This is a genomic window from Micromonospora sp. NPDC051141, from assembly GCF_044455765.1.
Classification (GTDB): domain Bacteria; phylum Actinomycetota; class Actinomycetes; order Mycobacteriales; family Micromonosporaceae; genus Micromonospora.
Genome location: NZ_JBITFD010000001.1, coordinates 307,433 through 331,153 on the forward strand (window position 1 = coordinate 307,433; position 23,721 = coordinate 331,153).

General features: G+C 76.9%; 1 protein-coding gene. It reads left to right on the forward strand.

Going from position 1 to position 23,721, the window contains the following annotated elements; all coding sequences use genetic code 11:
- The first annotated feature begins 33 nt into the window (after positions 1-33).
- Positions 34-23,706 carry a type I polyketide synthase gene (locus ACIA6B_RS01405; RefSeq protein WP_396769804.1) on the forward strand — a complete coding sequence of 7,891 codons (23,673 nt, stop codon included), beginning with the start codon at positions 34-36 and terminating at the stop codon, positions 23,704-23,706.
- The last annotated feature ends 15 nt before the right edge of the window (positions 23,707-23,721 follow it).

Consider the following 23,721-nt stretch of genomic DNA (forward strand, 5'->3'; position numbering starts at 1 on the left):
AATCGATCGGCAGCAACTGCGGGCGGGTGGATCATGGCGGACGAAGAGAAGCTTCTCGAACACCTCAAGTGGGTGACCACCGAGCTCCGTCAGGCGCACCGGCGCCTGCGGGAGCTGGAGGAACCCGAGCCGATCGCCGTGGTGGCCATGGCCTGCCGGTTCCCCGGCGGCGTGAGTACCCCGGAACAGCTCTGGGACCTGGTCGCCGCCGGCACCGACGCGACCGGGCCGTTCCCCACCGACCGCGGCTGGGACCTGGCGGACCTGTACGACCCGGACCCGGACCACCAGGGCACCTCGTACAGCGACCGGGGCGGCTTCCTCACCGACGCCGGGCACTTCGACCCCACCCCGTTCGGCATCAGCCCGCGCGAGGCGCTCGCCATGGACCCGCAGCAGCGGCTGCTGCTGGAGACCGCCTGGGAGGTGTTCGAACGGGCCGGCATCGACGCCGGCACGCTGCGCGGCAGCCGCACCGGCGTGTTCGTGGGCACCGCCGGGCAGGACTACGCGTCCGTGCTGCGCCGGCTGCCCGCCGGCGTCGAGGGGTACGTGCTGACCGGCACCGCCGCCAGCGTCATCTCCGGCCGCCTCGCCTACACGTTCGGCCTGGAAGGGCCGGCCGTCACCATCGACACCGCCTGCTCGTCGTCGCTCGTCGCGCTGCACCTGGCCGCGCAGGCGCTGCGCGACGGCGAGTGCACCCTGGCGGTCGCCGGTGGCGCCAGCGTGATGGCCACCCCGGGCGGCTTCGTCGAGTTCTCCCGCCAGCGCGGCCTGGCCGCCGACGGCCGGTGCAAGGCGTTCTCCGCCGCCGCCGACGGCACCGGCTGGGCCGAGGGCGCCGGCCTGGTGCTCGTCGAACGGCTCAGCGACGCCCGCCGGCTCGGTCACCCGGTGCTGGCCGTGATCCGCGGCAGCGCGGTCAACTCCGACGGCGCCAGCAGCGGGCTCACCGCCCCCAACGGGCCCGCCCAGCAGCGCGTCATCCGGGAGGCCCTGGACAACGCCGGACTCGCCCCGGCCGACGTCGACGTGGTCGAGGCGCACGGCACCGGCACCACGCTCGGCGACCCGATCGAGGCGCAGGCGCTGCTTGCCACGTACGGCCGGGACCGGCCCGCCGACCGGCCGCTGCGGCTCGGCTCGCTGAAATCGAACCTCGGCCACACGCAGGCCGCCGCCGGCGTCGCCGGCGTGATGAAGATGGTGCTGGCGCTGCGCCACGGCCTGCTCCCCGCCACGCTGCACGCCGACGAGCCCACCCCGCACGTCGACTGGTCGGCCGGCGCGGTCGCGCTGCTCACCGAGGCCCGACCCTGGCCGGCCGACCCGGAGCGGGTCCGCCGGGCCGCCGTCTCCTCGTTCGGCATGAGCGGCACCAACGCCCACCTGGTCATCGAGGAGGCCCCGGCGGTCGAGCCGGCACCCGAACCGACGGCCACCGTGGACCGGCCGGTCGTGCCGGTGCTGCTCTCCGCCGCCGACCCGGCCGCGCTCGCCGCGCAGGCCGGCCGCTGGGCGGCCCGGCTGGATGCCGACGCCGCGCCCCGGCCGGTGGACGTCGCGTACGCGTCGGTCACCACCCGGACCACGCTGGACCGGCGGGCCGTGCTCGCCGCCGCCGACCCGGACGGCCTGCGGGCCGCGCTGCGGGCACTGGCCGCCGGTGAACCGGCCGGCGCGCTTGTCACCGGCGAGGCGACCGACCGCGGCCCCACCGCGGTGCTCTTCTCCGGGCAGGGCGCGCAACGCGCCGGCATGGGCCGCGAGCTGTACGCGCAGTTCCCGGTGTTCGCCGCCGCACTGGACGCGGTGTGCGCGCACCTGGACCGGGCGTTGCCCCGGCCGCTGAAAGAGGTGCTGTTCGCGGCCGAGGGCACGCCCGAGGCGACGCTGCTGGACGAGACCGCGTTCACCCAGGCCGGTCTGTTCGCGGTCGAGGTGGCGCTGTTCCGCCTCGTCGAGTCGTTCGGCGTCACCCCGGACCTGCTGGCCGGCCACTCGATCGGCGAGGTCACCGCCGCGTACCTGGCCGGGGTGCTGTCGCTGAGGGACGCGTGCCTGCTGGTGGCGGCCCGGGGCGCGCTGATGCAGGCGCTGCCCACCGGGGGCGGCATGCTCGCCGTCGCCGCCACCGAGGAGCAGGTCCGCGCCGACCTGGCCGGACACGCCGACCGGGTCGGGATCGCCGCGGTCAACGGCCCGTCGTCGGTGGTGGTCTCCGGCGCGGTCGACGCGCTTGACGAACTGGCCGCCCGCTGGACCGGGCAGGGCGTCCGGGTGCGGCGGCTCGCCGTGTCACACGCGTTCCACAGCCCGCTGATGACGCCGATGCTGGACCGGTTCCGCGCGGTGCTGGCCCGGCTGGACTTCGCCGCCCCGACCGTGCCGGTGGTGTCCAACCTGACCGGCGCGCTCGCCGAGGGCGACGACCTGTGCACCCCCGACTACTGGGTGCGGCACGTCCGCGAGGCGGTCCGGTACGCCGACGGCGTGGCCGCGCTGCACGCCGCCGGCGCGGACACCTTCTTGGAGATCGGCCCGCGCAGCGTGCTCACCGCGTTGACCGCCGAGGCGCTGCCCGACGCCGACGACGTGCTCACCGTCGCCGCCCAGCGACGCGACCGGCCGGAGACCGAGGCGCTGCTCGCGGCGCTCGCCGAACTGCACGTGCACGGCGTGCCCGTCGACTGGACGCCCTGGTTCGCCGACACCGGCGCCCGCCCGGCCGACCTGCCCACGTACGCGTTCCAGCGGGAGCGGTTCTGGCCGGACGCGCCGGCCTGGCAGGCCGGGGACGTGTCCGGGGCCGGGCTCGGCGTGGCCGGGCACCCGCTGCTCGGCGCCGCCGTCCGGCTCGCCGGTGACGACGAGGTGGTGCTCACCGGGCGGCTGTCCGTGTCCACCCACCCGTGGCTGGCCGACCACGTGGTCGCCGGCGCGGTGGTGGTGCCCGGCACCGCGCTGCTGGAGCTGGTGGTGCGTGCCGGCGACGAGGCCGACGCCGGCCGGATCCGCGAGCTGACCGTGGCCACCCCGCTCACCCTGCCGGCCGCCGGCGCGGTCCGGGTGCAGGTGCGGGTCGGCGCCGCCGACGACACCGGCGGCCGACCGGTGACCGTGCACGCCCAGCCGGACGACGACCCGGACGCCGAGTGGGTGCGGCACGCCGAGGGCCTGCTGGAACCGGCCGCCGCCGGGGAACCCACGGTCGGCGCGTGGCCGCCCGCCGGGGCGTCCGAGGTGGACGTCACCGACTGGTACGACGCGTTCGCCGCGCACGGCCTGGCGTACGGGCCGGTGTTCCGGGGCGTCCGCCGGGTCTTCTCCGGCCCGGACGAGGCGTACGCCGAGGTGACGCTCCCCGACGGGGCCGACCCGACCGGATTCGGCGTGCACCCGGCGCTGCTCGACGCGGCGCTGCACCCGATCAGCCTGCTCGACGCCGGCTCCGGCGACGGTCCCCGGGTCCCGTTCGCGTTCGAGGGCGTGCAGGTGCACGCGGCCGGCGCCCGGGCGCTGCGGGTGCGGCTGACCCGCGCCGGCTCGTCGGTGCGGCTGGTCGCGGTGGACGCCACCGGCGCGCCGGTGGTCTCGGTGGACGCGCTCACCCTGCGGGAGCTGGGCGGGTCCGCGCCGGCCACCGCCGCCGACCGGTCCCTGTACGCGCTGACCTGGCCGGTCGAGCCGGTCACCGCGCCGGCCACCGCGCCGGTGTGGGCGGCGCTGCGGACGACCGACGGGAACCCGGCCGGCCCGTCCACGTCCGACAACGGTGACGTGGCGGAGTATCCGGACGTGGCGGCGCTCGTCGCCGCGGTGGCGGCCGGTGGCCCGGCCCCGGCGGCGGTGCTGGTGCGCCTGCCCGCCGGTCCGGCCGGCGACCGGCGCACCGACGACGGGTCCGCCGAGGGCCCGGCCGACGACCAGCCCGCCGACGCCGGGGGCACGACGGCAGCCGCGACCGGTGCCGGCGTCGGCCTGCCGGACCGGGTCCGGTCCGTGACCACCGCCGTGCTGGCGACGCTCCAGGAGTGGCTGGCCGCCGACGCGCTCGCCGACTCGCGCCTGGTGGTGCTCACCCGGGGCGCGGTCACGGCCACCGACGACGACCGGATCACCGACCTGGCCGGCGCGGCGGTGTGGGGGCTGCTGCGCTCGGCGCAGTCCGAGCACCCGGGCCGCATCGTGCTTGTCGACCTGGACCGGGAGCCCGACGCCGAGGCGCTGTCGGCGCTGGCCGGAGTGGTCGCCGACCCGACGGCGACCGGCGGTCAGGTGGCGCTGCGCGGCGACGCGGTGCGCGTACCCCGGTTGGCGCGCCCGGCCGACGACGAGCTGAACCCGCCGGACGGCCGGTGGCATCTCGCGGCGGTCGCGCCCGGCACGCTGGACGGCGTCGCGCCGGTGCCGGCGCCGGTCGCCGAGCCGGGACCCGGCCAGGTCCGCATCGCGGTGCGGGCCACCGGCGTGAACTTCCGCGACGTGCTCATCGCGCTCGGCATGTACCCCGATCCGGCCGCCCGGATGGGCAGCGAGGGCGCCGGCGTGGTCCTGGCCGTCGGCCCGGACGTCACCGACCTGACCCCCGGCGACCGGGTGCTGGGCATGTTCGAGCCCGGGTTCGGGCCGGAGGTCCTCGCCGCCCGTGAGCGGGTGGCCCGCATCCCGGCCGGCTGGACGTTCACCGAGGCGGCGTCCGTGCCGCTGGTGTTCCTGACCGCCTGGTACGCGTTGCGGGACCTGGCCGACCTGCGGTCCGGTGAGTCGGTGCTGATCCACTCCGGTGCCGGCGGCGTGGGCATGGCGGCGATCCAGATCGCCCACCACCTCGGCGCGACGGTGTACGCGACGGCCAGCCCCGGTAAGTGGGGGACCCTGCGAGGGCTGGGTGTCGCGGACGAGCGGATCGCGTCGTCGCGGACCACCGACTTCGAGCCGGCGTTCGCGGCGGCGTCCGGTGGCGCCGGTGTGGACGTGGTGCTGGACGCGCTGGCCGGTGAGTTCGTGGACGCGTCGCTGCGGTTGCTGCCGCGCGGCGGCCGGTTCGTCGAGATGGGCAAGACGGACCTGCGGGACCCGGCGGTGGTGGCACGGGAACATCCGGGCGTCGGCTACCGGTCGTTCGACCTGAACGACGCGGGTGGGGCGCGGATCGGGGAGATGCTGGCCGAGCTGCTGGCGCTGTTCGAGCGCGGTGTGCTGTCGCCGCTGCCGGTGCGGGCCTGGGATGTGCGGCAGGCGCGGACCGCGTTGCGGCACCTCAGTCAGGCCCGGCACGTCGGCAAGGTGGTGCTCACCGTGCCGGCGTCGGTCGACCCGGACCGGGTCACGCTGGTGACCGGCGCGTCCGGCGCGCTCGCGGGCATCGTCGCCCGGCACCTCGTCGCTTCCGGCCGGTCCCGCAACCTGCTCCTCGCGGCCCGCCGCGCGCCGGCCGACGACCCGGCGTACGCGGCGCTCGTCGACGAGTTGACCGGGGCCGGTGCGAGCGTCCGGGCCGTCGCGGTGGACCTCGGCGACCCGCCGCGGGTGACCGCGCTGCTGGCCGGTGTGGACCTGACCGCCGTGTACCACTGCGCGGGTGTGGTCGCCGACGCGACGATCGCGTCGCTGGACGCCGACGCCGTCGACCGGGTGCTGCGGCCCAAGGTGGACGCCGCCTGGGCGCTGCACCGGGCCACCGCCGGTCACGACCTGGCCGAGTTCGTGCTGTTCTCCTCGTTCGCCGCGACGCTCGGCTCACCCGGGCAGGGCAACTACGCCGCCGCGAACGCGTTCCTCGACGCGCTCGCCACCCACCGCCACGCGACCGGACTGCCCACCACCAGCATCGGCTGGGGCATGTGGGCCACCAGCAGCGCCATGACCGCCCACCTCGACCGGGACGACGCGCGTCGGCTGCGCCGCCTCGGCATGACCCCGCTCACCGCCACCGAGGGCGCCGCGCTGCTCGACGCCGCCACCCGCCGCGCCCGGCCCGCCGTCGCGGCGGCCCGGCTGCGGCTCACCGGCGACGCCGACCGCTACCCGGCGATCCTGCGCGGGCTGGCCCGCACCGGCGTCCGCCGCGCCGCCGCACAGGCCACCGGCGGCGGCGAGAACGGCTGGGCCGAGCGGCTCGCCGGCCTGGCCCCGGACGAGGCGACCGCGGTGCTCGTCGAGTTGGTCCGGGCGCAGGCGGCGGCGGTGCTCGGGCACCCGTCGGCGCAGGCGGTGCCCGGCACGCGGGCGTTCAAGGACCTCGGGTTCGACTCGCTGACCTCGGTGGAGCTGCGTAACCGGCTCGCGTCGGCGACCGGGCTGCGGCTGCCCGCCACGCTGGTCTTCGACCACCCCACCCCGGAACGCGTCGCCGGCCTGCTGCGTGGGCAGCTCGCCGCCGCCGCGCCCGCCGCGCCGGCCACCCGTGCCGCCGGGCCCGCCCGCGCCGACGAACCGCTCGCCATCATCGGCATGGCCTGCCGCTACCCGGGCGGCATCGCCACCCCCGAGCAGCTCTGGGACCTGGTCGCCGCCGGCGGGGACGCGATCGGCGGGTTCCCCGCCGACCGGGGCTGGGACCTCGACGCGCTCTACGACCCGGACGCCGACCGGGCCGGCACGTCCACCACCCGCCACGGCGGCTTCCTCGCCGACGCCGGCGACTTCGACCCGGCGTTCTTCGGCATCAGCCCGCGCGAGGCCCTGGCCATGGACCCGCAGCAACGGCTGCTGCTGGAAACCGCGTGGGAGGCGTTCGAGTCCGCCGGCCTCGACCCGGCCACCCGCGCCGGCACCGCCACCGGCGTCTTCGTCGGCGCCGCCTCCTCCGGCTACGCCGCCGACGGCGCCGAAGGGCTCGAAGGCCACCTGCTCACCGGCACCGCCGGCAGCGTCGCCTCCGGCCGGCTCGCCTACACGTTCGGCCTGGAAGGGCCGGCCGTCACCGTCGACACCGCCTGCTCGTCGTCGCTCGTCGCCCTGCACCTGGCCGCGCAGGCGCTGCGCTCCGGCGAGTGCGACCTGGCGCTCGCCGGCGGTGTGGCGCTGATGGCCACGCCCGGCATGTTCTCCGAGTTCTCCCGGCAGGGCGGCCTGGCCCCGGACGGCCGGTGCAAGGCGTTCGCCGCCGGCGCGGACGGCACCGGCTGGGGTGAGGGCGTCGGCATCCTGCTGGTGCAGCGCCTCGCCGACGCGCGCCGCGACGGACGCCACGTCCTCGCCGTGGTACGCGGCACCGCCGTCAACTCCGACGGCGCGTCAAACGGCCTGACCGCGCCGAACGGCCCGTCGCAGCAACGCGTCATCCGCGCCGCGCTGGCCAACGCGCGGCTGTCCCCGGCCGACGTGGACGTGGTCGAGGCGCACGGCACCGGCACCACGTTGGGTGACCCGATCGAGGCGCAGGCGCTGCTCGCCACGTACGGGCAGGACCGCGAGACGCCGCTGCTGCTCGGCTCGATCAAGTCGAACATCGGCCACACCCAGGCCGCCGCCGGCGTCGCCGGGATCATCAAGATGGTCCTCGCGATGCGGCACGGCGTGGTGCCGCCGACGCTGCACGTGGACGCGCCCTCGTCGCACATCGACTGGAGCGCCGGCGCGGTCACCCTGGTCACGGACGCCGCGCCCTGGCCGGCCGTCGACCGGCCCCGCCGCGCCGCCGTCTCCTCGTTCGGCATCTCCGGCACCAACGCGCACGCCGTCATCGAGGCGGCCCCCGTCGCGCCGCCGCCCGGCCCCGCGCCCACCGCCGGCCCCGGCCTGGTCGCCGCCGACGCCGTGCCGCTGCTGCTGTCCGCCCGCAGCGCCCGCGCGCTGCCCGCCCAGGCCACCCGGCTGCGCGACCACCTCGACGCCCACCCCGACCTGGACCTCGCCGACGTCGGCTGGTCGCTGGCCACCGGCCGCGCCCACCACCCGTACCGGCAGGTCACCGTCGCCGCCGGCCGGGACGACGCGCTCACCGCGCTCACCGCCGCCGCGCCGCCGACCGCCCCCGCCGACGGTCCGCCGAAGGTCGTCTTCGTCTTCCCCGGCCAGGGCTCCCAGTGGCCCGGCATGGCGCTCGACCTGCTCGACAGCTCCCCGGCCTTCCGGGACCGGATGCGCGAGTGCGCCGCCGAGCTGGCCGGGCTCGTCGACTGGACACCCGAGGACGTGCTGCGCGGCGCACCCGACGCCCCGCCGCTGGACCGGGTCGACGTGGTCCAGCCGCTGCTGTTCGCCGTGATGGTGTCCCTCGCGGAGGTGTGGCGCTCCTGCGGCGTACGCCCCGACGCGGTGATCGGCCACTCGCAGGGCGAGATCGCCGCCGCCTGCGTGGCCGGCGCGCTCACCCTGCCCGACGCGATGCGGCTCGTGGTGGCCCGCAGCCGGGCGCTGCTCGCCCTCTCCGGCCGCGGCGGGATGGTCTCCGTGCCGCTGTCCGCCGCCGACACCGCCGACCTCGTCGCGCCCTGGGGCGACCGGCTCGGCGTCGCCGCGCTCAACGGCGCCACCGTCACCGTCGTCTCCGGCGACGCCGACGCCGTCGACGAGCTGCTCGCCGTCGCCGCCGACCGTGACCTGCGGGCCCGGCGGATCGCCGTCGACTACGCCTCGCACTGCGCGCACGTCGACGCGGTCCGCGACGACCTGGCCGCCGCGCTCGGCACGCTCACGCCGCGCCCGAGCCGGGTGGTGTTCCACTCCACCGTCACCGGCGAGCCGATCGACACCACCGACCTGGACGCCGACTACTGGTTCCGCAACCTGCGCGAACCGGTCCGCCTCGCGCCGGTCGTGGACGCGCTGATCGACACCGGACACCGGGCGTTCGTCGAGATCAGCCCGCACCCGGTGCTCAAGGTCGTGGTGCAGGACGCGCTCGACCGGACGCCCGCCGGGACGCCCGGCGTCGTCGTCGGCTCGCTGCGCCGCGACGAGCACGGCCCCCGCCAGCTCCTCACCGCGCTCGGCGGCCTGCACACCGCCGGCGTACCGGTCGACTGGGCGGCCGTCTTCGCCGGCTCCGGAGCCACCCGGGTCGACCTGCCTCCGTACGCGTTCCAGCGGGAACGGTTCTGGCCCGAACCGGGCACCACGCACGGCGGCGACGTCACCGGCGCCGGTCTCGGCGCCGCCGGGCACCCGCTGCTCGGCGCCGCGGTTCGGCTGGCCGACGCGGACGAGGTGGTGCTGACCGGACGGCTCTCGCTCGCGGCGCAGCCGTGGCTGGCCGACCACGCGGTCGCCGGCACCGTGCTGTTGCCCGGCACCGCGCTCGTCGAGTTGGCGGTCCGGGCCGGCGACGAGGTCGGCGCCGCCCGGGTCCGTGACCTGACGCTCGTCGCCCCGCTGGCCCTGCCGGACACCGGCGGCGTCCGGGTGCAGGTACGCGTCGGCGCGCCCGACGACGCCGGCACCCGCCCGGTGACCGTGCACGCCCAACCCGACGGGAGCACCGACGACGGGTGGACCCGGCACGCCGAGGGTGTGCTGGAACCGGCCACCGCCGACGAGTCGACGCTCGACGCCTGGCCCCCCGCCGACGCCGCCGAGGTGGACCTCACCGGCTGGTACGACACGCTCGCCGGGCACGGCCTGGCGTACGGGCCGGCGTTCCGGGGCCTGCGCCGGGCCTGGACCGTCGACGGCACGGTCTGCGCCGAGGTCGCCCTGCCGGACGGGCCGGCCGACCGCGCCGGCCGGTTCGAGGTGCACCCGGCGCTGCTCGACGCCGCGCTGCACGCGATCGGCCTGCTGCCCGGCGCCGACGCGACGCCCGGACCGCGGGTGCCGTTCACGTTCGGTGGCGTGCAGGTGCACGCGGCCGGCGCGGCGGTGCTGCGGGTGCGGCTGTCCCGCGCCGGTGACGCGGTGCGGCTGGTCGCCGCCGACGAGACCGGCGCGCCTGTGGTGTCGGTGGACGAGTTGGTGCTCAAGGAACTGGGCGCGTCCGTCGTGCCGGCCGCCGCCGACCGGTCCGTCCTCGAGGTGACCTGGACGGAGCGGGACGTCACGCCGGCGGACCGGCCGACGGCCTGGGCGACGCTGACCGGCGTCGACGGCGCGGCGTACCCCGACATGGACGCGCTGGTGGCCACCGTCGCGGCCGGCGCGCCGGCCCCCGAGGCGGTGCTGCTGCCGGTCGGGGACGGCGGAGAGGCCGCCGAGGGCGCGGCCGGTGACGGCCGGACCGACACGGCCGGCGGGGACCTGCCGGACCGGGTGCGGTCGGTGACGCTGGCGGTGCTGGCGGCGGTGCGGAGCTGGCTGGCCGCCGACGACCTGGCCGACTCGCGACTGGTGGTGACCACCCGGGGCGCGGTGGCGGCCCGGGACGGCGACCGGATCACCGACCTGGCCGGCGCGGCGGCGTGGGGGCTGCTGCGGTCCGCGCAGTCCGAGCACCCGGGTCGGATCGTGCTGGCCGACCTCGACCGGACGCCCGACGCCGACGTGCTGGCGCTGCTCGCCGCCGCGCCGGCCGGCGGACAGGTCGCGCTGCGCGACAGCGACGTGCTCGTCCCGCGCGTGGTTCGGCCGGCCGGTGACCGGCTCGTCCCGTCGACCGAACGCTGGCACGTGGCGGCCGTCGAGCCCGGCACCATCGACGGCGTCGCCCTGCGGCCGACCGACACGCCGCCGCTCGCGGCCGGTGAGGTGCGGGTGGCGGTGCGGGCGGCCGGGGTGAACTTCCGGGACGTGTTGATCGCGTTGGGGATGTATCCGGACGCGTCGGCGGTGATGGGTAGTGAGGGCGCGGGCGTGGTGGTGGAGGTCGGTCCGGGGGTGTCCGGGTTGGCCGTGGGTGATCGGGTGTTCGGGTTGTTCGAGCCGGGTTTCGGTCCGGTGGTGGTGGCGCGGGGGGATCGGATCGCGCGGGTGCCGGATGGGTGGTCGTTCGTCGAGGCGGCGTCGGTGCCGGTGGTGTTCCTGACCGCGTGGTACGCGTTGCGGGATCTGGCGGACCTGCGTTCCGGTGAGTCGGTGTTGATCCACTCGGGGACGGGTGGGGTGGGGATGGCGGCGATCCAGATCGCCCGGCATCTGGGTGCGACGGTGTACGCCACGGCGAGTCCTGCGAAGTGGGGCACGTTGCGGGGTTTGGGGGTGGCGGCGGAGCGGATCGCGTCGTCGCGGACCACGGAGTTCGAGCGGTCGTTCCTGGCCGCCAGTGGTGGCGCCGGTGTGGACGTGGTGCTGGACGCCCTGGCGGGGGAGTTCGTGGACGCGTCGTTGCGGTTGCTGCCGCGCGGCGGCCGGTTCGTGGAGATGGGCAAGACCGACCTCCGCGACCCGGACCAGGTCGCCGCCCAGCACCCCGGCGTCACGTACCGGGCGTTCGAACTCAACGGGGCCGGCGGCGAACGCCTCGGCCAGATGCTCACCGAACTGCTCGACCTGTTCGAGACGGGCGCGTTGCGGCCCCTGCCGGTCCGGACCTGGGACGTGCGGCAGGCGCGGACCGCGCTGCGGCACCTCAGCCAGGCCCGGCACGTCGGCAAGGTCGTGCTCACCGTGCCGGCGCCCGCCGAGCCGGACCGCGTCACGCTCGTCACCGGCGCGTCCGGCACCCTCGCCGGCCTGGTCGCCCGCCACCTCGTCGCCACCGGTCGGACCCGCAACCTGCTCCTCGCGGCCCGCCGGTCCCCGGCCGACGACCCGGCGTACGCGGCGCTCGTCGACGCGCTGACCGACGCCGGGGCCACGGTCCGCGCCGTCCCGGTCGACCTGACCGAACCCGGTCGGGCCGCCGAGCTGGTGGCCGGCGTGGACCTGACCGCCGTGTACCACTGCGCCGGCGCCATCGCCGACGCGACGATCGCGTCGCTGGACGCCGACGCCGTCGACCGGGTGCTGCGGCCCAAGGTGGACGCCGCCTGGGCGCTGCACGAGGCCACCGCCGGCCGGGACCTGACCGCGTTCGTGCTGTTCTCGTCCATCGCCGCCACGCTCGGCTCACCCGGGCAGGGCAACTACGCCGCCGCGAACGCGTTCCTCGACGCGCTCGCCACCCACCGCCGGGCGAACGGACTGCCGGCGGCCAGCCTCGCCTGGGGACTCTGGGCCACCACCAGCACCATGACCGCCCACCTCGACGACGGCGAGCACCGCCGCGCCATCCGCGCCGGCAGCGCCCCGCTCACCGACGCCGAAGGGCTCGCGCTGCTCGACGCCGCCCAGCGGCACGGCGGCGCGCACACCGTGCTCCTGAACGTCCCGACCAGCCCCGACCCGGCCCGCGTGCCGGAGCTGCTGCGCGACCTGATCCGACCGGCCCGGCGGCGGGCCGCCGCGCGTACCGGAGGGGAGCTGTCGCTGGCCGACCGGCTCGCGGCGCTCCACCCCACCGCCCGGCACAACCAGCTCCTCGACCTGGTCGCCGGCAGCGTCGCCGCGGTGCTCGGCCACCGGTCCGCCGACGGCGTCGACCCGCAACGCCCGTTCAAGGAACTCGGCTTCGACTCGCTGACCTCGGTGGAGCTGCGCAACCGGCTCGCCGCCGCCACCGGGCTGCGACTGCCCGCCACCGTGGCGTTCGACCACCCCACCCCGGTCGTGCTCGCCGAGCACCTCGACCGGGAAATCGGCGGCCGGGCCGCGCCGGCCGTCGCGCCGGCCGGCGCCGCGACCACCGCCGTCGACGAGCCGATCGCCGTCGTCGGCATGGCCTGCCGGTTCCCCGGCGAGGTCCGCAGCCCCGAGGACCTGTGGGACCTGGTCACCGCCGGCGCGGACGTCATCGCGCCGTTCCCCACCGACCGGGGCTGGGACCTGGCCGGCCTGCTGAACGACGGCGACGACCGGCCCGCGCCCCGGCACGGCGGCTTCCTGTACGACGCCGCCGACTTCGACGCCGCGTTCTTCGGCATCAACCCGCGCGAGGCGCTCGCCATGGACCCGCAGCAGCGGCTGCTGCTGGAGACGTCGTGGGAGGCGCTGGAACGTGCCGGCGTCGACCCGTCCACCGTGCGCGGCAGCAGCACCGGCGTCTACGTCGGCCTGATCTACCACGACTACGCCGGCACCGCCGTCGGCGCCGACGACGAACTCGACGGGTACGTGGGCAACGGCAGCGCCGGCAGCGTCGCCTCCGGCCGCATCTCCTACCTGCTCGGCCTGGAAGGCCCGGCGGTCACCGTCGACACCGCCTGCTCGTCGTCGCTCGTCGCGCTGCACCTGGCCGCCCAGGCGCTGCGCCAGCAGGAGTGCGGCCTGGCGCTGGCCGGCGGCGTCACGGTCATGTCCAGCCCCGGCATGCTCGCCGAGTTCTCCCGCCAGCGCGGCCTGTCCCCGGACGGGCGGTGCAAGGCGTTCGGCGCCGACGCCGACGGCACCGGCTTCGCCGAGGGCGTCGGCATGCTGCTGCTGGAACGCCTCTCCGACGCCCGCCGCAACAACCGCCGGATCCTCGCCGTGCTGCGCGGCAGCGCGGTCAACCAGGACGGCGCCAGCAGCGGCCTCACCGCCCCCAACGGCCCCTCCCAGCAGCGGGTCATCCGGCAGGCGCTGGCCAACGCCCGGCTGTCCCCGGCCGACGTGGACGTGGTCGAGGCGCACGGCACCGGCACCGCGCTCGGCGATCCGATCGAGGCGCAGGCGCTGCTCGCCACGTACGGGCAGGACCGGGAAACGCCGCTGCTGCTCGGCTCCGTCAAGTCGAACATCGGGCACACCCAGGCCGCCGCCGGCGTCGCCGGCATCATCAAGATGGTCCTGGCGATGCGGCACGGCGTGGTGCCGCCGACGCTGCACGCCGACGAGCTGTCGCCGCACGTCGACTGGACCGCCGGCGCGGTCACGCTCGCCACCGCGGCCACGCCCTGGCCGGCCGTCGACCGGCCCCGCCGCGCCGCCGTCTCCTCGTTCGGCATCTCCGGCACCAACGTGCACGCCATCCTGGAACAGGCCCCCGAACCGGCAGCCGCCCCCACCACGCCACCGGCCGTCACCGGCGACCTCGGCACCCCGTGCGTGCTCTCCGCCCGCACCCCGGACGCGCTGCGCGCCCAGGCCGACCGGCTGGCCGCCTGGATCGAGACGAACCCGGCGGTGCCGCTGACCGACCTGGCACACGCGCTCGCCACCGGACGGTCCGCGTTCGAACACCGGGCCGTGCTGCTGCCCCGCGACCGGTCCGACCTGCTCGCCGGCCTGGCCGCCGTCGCCGCCGACGAACCGTCGTCCACTGTGGTACGCGGCACCGCCGGCACCGGCCGGCTCGCCGTGCTCTTCTCCGGTCAGGGCGCCCAACGCCCCGGCATGGGTCGTGAGGCGTACCGGGCGTTCCCGGTCTTCGCCGCCGCGCTGGACGAGGTGTGCCGGCACCTCGACCCGTTGCTGCCGCAGCCGCTGCGCCCGGTGCTCTTCGCGCCCGAAGGGGCGCCGGAAGCGGCGCTGCTGGACCGCACCGAGTTCACCCAGCCGGCGCTGTTCGCCGTCGAGGTGGCGCTGTTCCGCCTGGTCGAGTCGTTCGGCATCACCCCCGACGTGGTCGGCGGGCACTCCGTCGGCGAGATCACCGCCGCGTACGTGGCCGGGGTGCTCTCCCTGCCCGACGCCGCCACGCTGGTCGCCGCTCGCGGCCGGCTCATGCAGGCGCTGCCCGACGGCGGCGGCATGCTCGCGGTCGCCGCGCCCGAGGACGAGGTGACCGCCGCGCTCGCCGGGTACGCCGACCGGGTCGGCGTCGCCGCCGTCAACGGCCCGTCGGCAGTGGTCGTCTCCGGCGCCCTCGACGCCCTCGACGAACTCGAACGCGCCTGGCGGGAGCGCGGGTTGCGGACCCGCCGGCTGCGCGTCAGCCACGCGTTCCACAGCCCGCTGATGACGCCGATGCTTGACGGGTTCCGGGCCGTCGTCGACGGGCTCACCCTCGACCCGCCGCGCCTGCCGGTGCTGTCGAACCTGACTGGCGGCGTCGCCGAGCCGGACGCGCTGCGCGATCCCGACTACTGGGTGCGGCACGTCCGCGACGCGGTCCGCTTCGCCGACGGCATCGCCGACCTGCGGCAGCGCCACGTCGGCACGTACCTGGAGGTCGGGCCGGACGGGGTGCTCGCCGGCATGATCCGCGACTGCCTCGGCGACGACGCGACGCCGGTGGTGGTGCCGACGCTGCGCGCCGGGCGAACCGAGGGGGCCGCGCTGCTCACCGCGCTCGCCGAGGCGTACGCCGGTGGCGTGCCGGTGGACTGGACGCCGCTGACCGGCGGCGGGGCGCCGCTCGACCTGCCCACGTACCCGTTCCAGCGGCGGCGCTTCTGGCCCGACGCCACCGGCTGGCGGGCCGGTGACCTGACCGGCGCCGGGCTGGCCGCGCCCGGCCACCCGCTGCTCGGCGCCGCGGTGCGGCTGGCCGGCGCGGACGAGACGGTGCTGACCGGCCGGCTCGCGGTGTGCGCGCAGCCCTGGCTGGCCGAGCACGTCGTGGCCGGCGCGGTGCTGCTGCCCGGCACCGCGCTGGTGGAGCTGGTGGTGCGCGCCGGCGACGAGGTCGGCACGCCCCGGGTACGCGACCTCACCGTTACCGCGCCGCTGGTGCTGCCCGCCACCGGCGGGGTCCGGGTGCAGGTGCGGGTCGGCGCCGCCGACGACACCGGCGGCCGGGACGCCGCCGTGTACGCCCAGCCGGACGACGACCCGGACGCGGAGTGGACCCGGCACGCCGAGGCGGTGCTGGAGCCGGCCGCCGCTGCCGAGCCCGACCTCGCCGCCTGGCCGCCGCCCGGCGTCACCGAGACGGACCTGACCGGCTGGTACGAGACGCTCGTCGGCCACGGCCTGACCTACGGGCCGACGTTCCAGGGCCTGCGCCGGGCCTGGACCGGCCGCGACGAGGTGTACGCCGAGGTGGCGCTCCCGGACACCACGGTGGCCGGGTTCGCGGTGCACCCGGCGCTGCTGGACGCCGCCCTGCACCCGATCGGCCTGCTGCCGGGCGGAACCGGGACGACCGGGCCGCGCGTGCCGTTCGCGTTCGAGGGCGTCCAGGTGCACGCCGCCGGCGCCCGGCTGCTGCGCGTCCGGCTGACCCGCGCCGGTGCCGGGGTGCGCGTGGTGGCGGTCGACGAGACCGGCGCGCCGGTGGTGTCGGTCGACTCGCTGGTGCTGCGCGAACTGGCCGGCGCTCCGGCCCCCGGCGCGGGCTCCCGCTCGCTGTACGCGGTGACCTGGCCGGTCGAGGAGATCCCGCCGGCCGAGGCGGACCCGACCTGGGCGGCGCTCGCCCCGGCCCGGCCGGACGACACCGACGCGGACCGCCCGGCCCGGGGCCGGAAGACGACCCGGCGCGGCGCCGGCCGGCCGAACACCGGATCCCCGACCGCCGGCTGGATCGACCCGACCGGGGCGGTGCCGGCGTTCCCGGACGTCGCGGCGCTGGTGGCAGCCGTCGAGGCCGGCACGCCCACCCCCGACGCGATCCTGCTGCCGGTCGGTCTCCCGGCGCGCACCGCCGACGCCCTGACCGGCACGGCGGGCAGCGGCGTGGTCGATGCGGTGGCCGACGGCGTGGCGGGCATGGACGGTGCGGTCGATCGGGCGGGCGTCCACGGGGACGTGCCGGCCCGGGTGCGGTCGCTGACGGCGGCGGTGCTGGCGGCCGTGCAGGCGTGGCTGGCCGCCGACGTGCTCGCCGACTCGCGGCTGGTGGTGGTGACCCGGAACGCGGTGACCACCGGCGACGACCGGGCCGTCGACCCGGCCGCCGCGGCGGTGTGGGGACTGCTGCGCTCGGCGCAGTCCGAACACCCGGACCGGATCGTGCTCGTGGACGCCGACGCCGCCCTCGACCGACACGCGTTCGGCGTGCTGGCCGCCGTGGTGGCCGACCCCGCCACCGTGGGCGGTCAGCTCGCGTTGCGCGGCGACCGGGTGTGCGTACCCCGGTTGACGCGACCGGCGGGTGCGGAGTTGGCGCCGCCGGCGGCGGGTGCCTGGCACGTCGCCGCCGCCCGGCCCGGCACGCTCGACGGCGTCGAGATCGTCCCGGCCACGCCGGCCCCGCTCGCGGCCGGTGAGGTGCGGGTGGCGGTGCGGGCGGCCGGGGTGAACTTCCGGGACGTGTTGATCGCGTTGGGGATGTATCCGGACGCGTCGGCGGTGATGGGTAGTGAGGGCGCGGGCGTGGTGGTGGAGGTCGGTCCGGGGGTGTCCGGGTTGGCCGTGGGTGATCGGGTGTTCGGGTTGTTCGAGCCGGGTTTCGGTCCGGTGGTGGTGGCGCGGGGGGATCGGATCGCGCGGGTGCCGGATGGGTGGTCGTTCGTCGAGGCGGCGTCGGTGCCGGTGGTGTTCCTGACCGCGTGGTACGCGTTGCGGGATCTGGCGGACCTGCGTTCCGGTGAGTCGGTGTTGATCCACTCGGGGACGGGTGGGGTGGGGATGGCGGCGATCCAGATCGCCCGGCATCTGGGTGCGACGGTGTACGCCACGGCGAGTCCTGCGAAGTGGGGCACGTTGCGGGGTTTGGGGGTGGCGGCGGAGCGGATCGCGTCGTCGCGGACCACGGAGTTCGAGCGGTCGTTCCTGGCCGCCAGTGGTGGCGCCGGTGTGGACGTGGTGCTGGACGCCCTGGCGGGGGAGTTCGTGGACGCGTCGTTGCGGTTGCTGCCGCGCGGCGGCCGGTTCGTGGAGATGGGCAAGACGGACCTGCGGGACCCGGCGGTGGTGGTGCGGGAACACCCGGGCGTCGCGTACCGGTCGTTCGACCTGAACGAGGCCGGTGGCGAGCGCATCGGCCAGATGCTGGGCGAACTGCTCGCGCTCTTCACCAGCGGCGCGTTGCGGCCCCTGCCGGTCCGGACCTGGGACGTGCGGCAGGCGCGGACCGCGTTGCGGCACCTCAGTCAGGCCCGGCACGTCGGCAAGGTGGTGCTCACCGTGCCGGCGTCGGTCGACCCGGACCGGGTCACGTTGGTGACCGGCGCGTCCGGCGCGCTCGCGGGCATCGTCGCCCGGCACCTCGTCGCTTCCGGCCGGTCCCGCAACCTGCTCCTCGCGGCCCGCCGCGTGCCGGGCGACGACCCGACCTACGCCGCCCTCGTCGACGAGCTGGAGACGGCCGGCGCGACCGTCCGGGCCGCCACCGTCGACGTGGCGGACGACACCCAGGTCGCCGCGCTGCTGGCCGGTGTGGACCTGACCGCCGTGTACCACTGCGCGGGCGCCATCGCCGACGCGACGATCGCGTCGCTGGCTGCCGACGCCGTCGACCGGGTGCTGCGGCCCAAGGTGGACGCCGCCTGGGCGCTGCACCGGGCCACCGCCGGTCACGACCTGGCCGAGTTCGTGCTGTTTTCGTCCATCGCCGCCACGCTCGGCTCACCCGGGCAGGGCAACTACGCCGCCGCGAACGCGTTCCTCGACGCGCTCGCCACCCACCGCCACGCGACCGGACTGCCCGCCACCAGCATCGGCTGGGGCGCGTGGGCCACCGGCGGCATGGCCGGGCGGCTCGACGCCGGTGACCGGCAGCGACTCGGGCGGATCGGCATGACCGGGCTCAGCGCCGCTGAGGGAGCGGCCCTGCTCGACGCCGCCGCCGCGCAACCGCTGCCCGCGGTGGTCGCCGCCCGGCTGCGCGTCACCGGCGACCGGACGCAGCTCCCGCCGCTGCTGCGGCTGCTGGCCCCCACCGGCGTACGCCGGCAGGCCCGCACCGCGGACACGAACACCACCGGCTGGGCCGAGCGGCTCGCCGGCCTGGCCCCGGACGAGGCGACCGCGGTGCTCGTCGAGTTGGTCCGGGCGCAGGCGGCGGCGGTGCTCGGGCACCCGTCGGCGCAGGCGGTGCCCGGCACGCGGGCGTTCAAGGACCTCGGGTTCGACTCGCTGACCTCGGTGGAGCTGCGTAACCGGCTCGCGTCGGCGACCGGGCTGCGGCTGCCCGCCACGCTGGTCTTCGACCACCCCACCCCGGAACGCCTCGCCGAACACCTGCACGAGCGACTCGGCCACCGGCCGGCCGCCGTCGCCGCCGCGACCCGGGCCACCGCCGCCGAGGACGACGACCCCATCGCCATCATCGGCATGGCCTGCCGGCTCCCCGGCGGCGTCACCAACCCGGACCAACTGTGGGACCTGGTCTCCACCGGCGGCGACGGGATCGCCGCATTCCCCGCCGACCGGGGCTGGGACCTTGACGCGCTCTACGACCCGGACGCCGACCGCGCCGGCACCTCCACCACCCGGTACGGCGGGTTCCTCGCCGACGCGGCCGACTTCGACCCGGCGTTCTTCGGCATCAGCCCGCGCGAGGCCCTCGCCATGGACCCGCAGCAGCGGCTGCTGCTGGAAACCTCGTGGGAGGCGTTCGAGTCCGCCGGCCTCGACCCGCACGACCGCACCACGACCACCGGTGTCTTCGCCGGACTGATCCACCACGACTACGCCGGCCGGCTCGACGCCTCCGCCGAACTGGAGGGCTACCTGGTCAACGGCACCGCCGGCAGTGTCGCCTCCGGCCGCGTCGCGTACGTCTTCGGGCTGGAAGGGCCGGCCGTCACGGTGGACACCGCGTGTTCGTCGTCGCTTGTCGCGCTGCACCTGGCCGCGCAGGCGCTGCGGGCCGGGGAATGCGACCTGGCCCTCGCGGGCGGCGTGACCGTGATGGCCACGCCCAGCGCGTTCGTCGGCTTCTCCCGCCAGCGTGGGCTGGCCCCGGACGGGCGGTGCAAGTCGTTCGCCGCCGGCGCCGACGGCACGAGCTGGGGCGAGGGCGTCGGCATGCTGCTCGTCGAGCGGCTCAGCGACGCCCGCCGTCGCGGCCACCGGGTCCTCGCGGTGGTGCGGGGCACGGCGGTGAACCAGGACGGCGCGTCGAACGGGTTGACCGCGCCGAATGGTCCGTCGCAGCAGCGGGTGATCCGCCAGGCCCTGGCGAACGCGCGACTGAGCACCGCCGACGTGGACGCGGTGGAGGCGCACGGCACCGGCACCACGTTGGGTGATCCGATCGAGGCGCAGGCGTTGCTGGCCACGTACGGGCAGGACCGGGAGACGCCGCTGCTGCTCGGGTCGGTGAAGTCGAACCTGGGCCACACCCAGGCGGCGGCCGGGGTCGCCGGGATCATCAAGATGGTCCTCGCCATGCGGCACGGGATCATGCCGCCGACGCTGCACGTGGACGAGCCGTCGCCGCACATCGACTGGACGGCCGGGGCGGTGAGCCTGGCGACCGAGGCGATGCCGTGGCCGGTGGTGGACCGGCCGCGTCGGGCGGCGGTGTCGTCGTTCGGGATCTCCGGCACCAACGCGCACGTCATCCTGGAACAGGCCACTGACGTCGTCGAGCCGGCGGGCTCCGGTGAGTCGACCGGTGGGCCGGTGCCGGTGCTGCTGTCGGCGCGTACCGACGCGGCGCTCGCCGCGCAGGCCGACCGCTGGGCGCGCTGGCTCGCCGGCGACGAGACGCTCCACCCGGTCGATGTCGGATGGTCGGCGCTCACCACCCGGCCGACGCTGGAGCAGCGGGCCGTACTCGGCGTCACCGACCGGGACGACCTGCTGGCCGCGCTGCGCGCGCTGGCCGGTGGCACGTCCTCCGGCGCGGTGACCACCGGCCCGGCCGGCCCGCGTGGGCGAGTGGCGGTGCTGTTCTCCGGGCAGGGTGCGCAGCGTGCCGGCATGGGTCGGGAGTTGTCCGAGGCGTTCGGTGTGTTCGCGTCCGCGCTGGACGAGGTGTGCGCGCACCTGGACCCGTTGCTGCCGCAGCCGTTGAAGCCGGTGCTGTTCGGTGACGGCGATCTGGTGGACCAGACGCAGTTCACGCAGGCCGGGTTGTTCGCGGTCGAGGTGGCGTTGTTCCGGCTGGTGGAGTCGTTCGGGGTGATCCCGGACTTCGTGGGTGGGCACTCGATCGGTGAGGTGACCGCCGCGTACGTGGCGGGTGTGTTGTCGCTGCCGGACGCGTGTGCGCTGGTCGCGGCGCGGGGTCGGTTGATGCAGGCGTTGCCGGCCGGTGGTGGGATGCTGGCGGTCGCCGCGCCGGAGTCCGAGGTGGCCGCATCGGTCGTGGACCGCGCGGACGTGGGGATCGCGGCGGTGAACGGGCCGTCGTCAACCGTGCTGTCCGGGCCGGTCGACGCGCTTGACGAGATCGAGCGCGCCTGGCGGGATCGGGGTGTGCGGGTGCGCCGGTTGACGGTGTCGCACGCGTTCCACAGCCCGCTGATGGAGCCGATGCTGGCCGAGTTCCGGGCCGTCCTGGACGGGCTGACGTTCGCCGCCCCGGCCCTGCCGGTCGTGTCGAACGTGACCGGTGCGGTGGCCGGGGACGAGATCACCACTGCCGACTACTGGGTGCGGCACGTACGCGAGGCGGTCCGGTACGCCGACGGGGTGACCGCACTGCGGGCGGCCGGGGCGGACACGTTCCTGGAGATCGGTCCGCAGAGCGTGCTCACCGCGCTGACCGCGGAGATCCTGCCGGACGACGACACGGTGGTCGCCACCGCCGTGCAGCGCCGGGACCGGGACGAGGCGGGCGCGTTGCTGGCCGGCCTGGCGGAGCTGCACGTGCACGGCGTCCAGGTCGACTGGACGCCGTGGTTCGCCGGCACCGGCGCGACCCGCGTCGACCTGCCCACCTACGCGTTCCAGCACGAGCGGTTCTGGCCGGACACGCCGACCCGCACCGACGCCTCCGACGCCGAGTTCTGGGCCGCCGTGGAGAGCGGCGACCTCACCGCGCTCGCCGGTCACCTCGCCGACGACGCCCTCGACACGCTCGCCCCGGCGCTGCCCGCGCTCACCACGTGGCGGCGGGCCCGCACCCGGCGTACGCCGGCCGACCGGTGGGCGTACCAGGTCACCTGGAAGCGGCTCGACCCCGACGAGCGGCCCGCCACCGGCGGCGCCTGGCTGGTCGTCGCCCCGGCCGGCGAACCCGCCACCGCCGACGTCGCCGCCGCGCTGGCCGGCGCGGAGCTGCGCCCGGTCAGCGTCGACCCGGCCACCACCACCCGGATCGACCTCGCCGCCGCGCTCGGCAAGGCGCTCGCGGACGGGCCGGTCGACGGCGTGGTCTCGCTGCTCGGCCTGCACGACGCGCCGCACCCGGACCATCCGGCGCTGCCCGCCGGCACCGCCGCCACACTGCTGCTGATCCAGGCGCTGCACGACACCGGCGACACGCCGCCGCTGTGGTGCCTCACCCGGGACGCGGTCGCCACCGACGGCGGCGACCCGGTGCACGGCGTCGCCCAGGGCGGCCTGTGGGGCCTGGCCCGGGTCGCCGGGCTGGAACTGCCCCGGCTGCGCGTCAACCTGCTCGACCTGCCCGCCGGCGACACCGACCCGGCCCGGCTCGCCGCCGCGCTCACCAGCGACGGCGACGAGGACCAGGTCGCGCTGCGCGGCGGCGGCCTCTACGCGCGCCGCCTGGTCCGCGCCACCCCGGCCACGCCGGCCGCCGCCGACCGGTGGCAGCCCCGCGGCACGGTGCTGGTCACCGGCGGCACCGGCGCGCTCGGCGCGCACGTCGCCCGCTGGGCGGCCGGCGCCGGCGCGGAGCACCTGGTGCTCACCAGCCGGCGCGGCGACGCCGCCCCCGGCGCGGCCGAGCTGCGCGACGAGCTGACCGCGACCGGCGTACGCGTCACGATCGCCGCCTGCGACGTGGCCGACCGGGACGCGGTCGCCGCGCTGCTGACCCGACTCGACGCCGACCCGGCGCCGCTGACCGCCGTCGTGCACGCCGCCGGGCTCAACGACGTGGCACCGCTGCTCGACACCGACCCGGACCGGCTGGCCGGGGTGCTGACCGGCAAGACCGCCGGCGCGGTGCACCTCGACGAGCTGCTCGGCGACCGGCCGCTCGACGCGTTCGTGTTGTTCGCGTCCATCGCCGGGGTGTGGGGCAGTGGCGGGCAGGCCGGCTACGCGGCCGGCAACGCCCACCTCGACGCGCTGGCCGCCCGGCGGCACGCCCGCGGCCTCGCCGCCACCTCGGTGGCCTGGGGACCGTGGGCCGACGGCGGCATGGCCACCGACGACGCGCAGCGGGAACTGGCCCGACGCGGCCTGCGGGCGATGGCTCCGGCCGACGCGGTGCACGCCATGCGCGTCGCGGTCGGGCGCGGCGACGCCACCCTCACCGTGGTCGACGTGGACTGGGCGACGTTCGCCCCCGCGTACGCGTCGAGCCGCCCCCGGCCGTTCCTGGCCGACCTGCCCGAGGCCCGGCAGGCGATCCGCGCCGCCGCGGAGGTCCCCGCCGACGGTGGCGCGGCGCTGCGCGACCAGCTCCGCGACCTGTCCGCCGAGGACCGGGACCGGCGGCTCGTCGAGCTGGTCCGCGCCGAGGCGGCAGCCGTGCTCGGCCACGGCGGCCCGGAGCGGGTCAAGCCCCGGCGGGCGTTCAAGGACCTCGGCTTCGACTCGCTGACCGCGGTCGAGCTGCGGAACCGGCTCAACCGGGCCACCGGCCTGTCGCTGCCCACCACGCTGGTCTTCGACCACCCCGACCCGACCGCGCTCGCCGACCACCTGCGCGCCACGCTGCTGCCCGACGCGTCGACCACGCCGACGGCGGACCCGGCCGAGACCGCGGTACGCGAGGCGTTGGCCACCGTCCCGCTCGCCCGCATCCGCGAGGCCGGGCTGTTGGAGCTGCTGCTCGGCCTCGCCGACGGCGACGGCCCGCCGCCCGAGCCGGACGCCGCGGAGGTCGACCTCGACGACCTCGACACCGACACCCTGATCCGGCTGGCCCTCGACGGCTCCGAGTCCTGACGCCCACGTACGGAG

Excerpts from the sequence above, each read along its gene's own strand:
- ACIA6B_RS01405 (WP_396769804.1), top strand. The coding sequence starts at position 34 with ATGGCGGACGAAGAGAAGCTTCTCGAACACCTCAAGTGGGTGACCACC.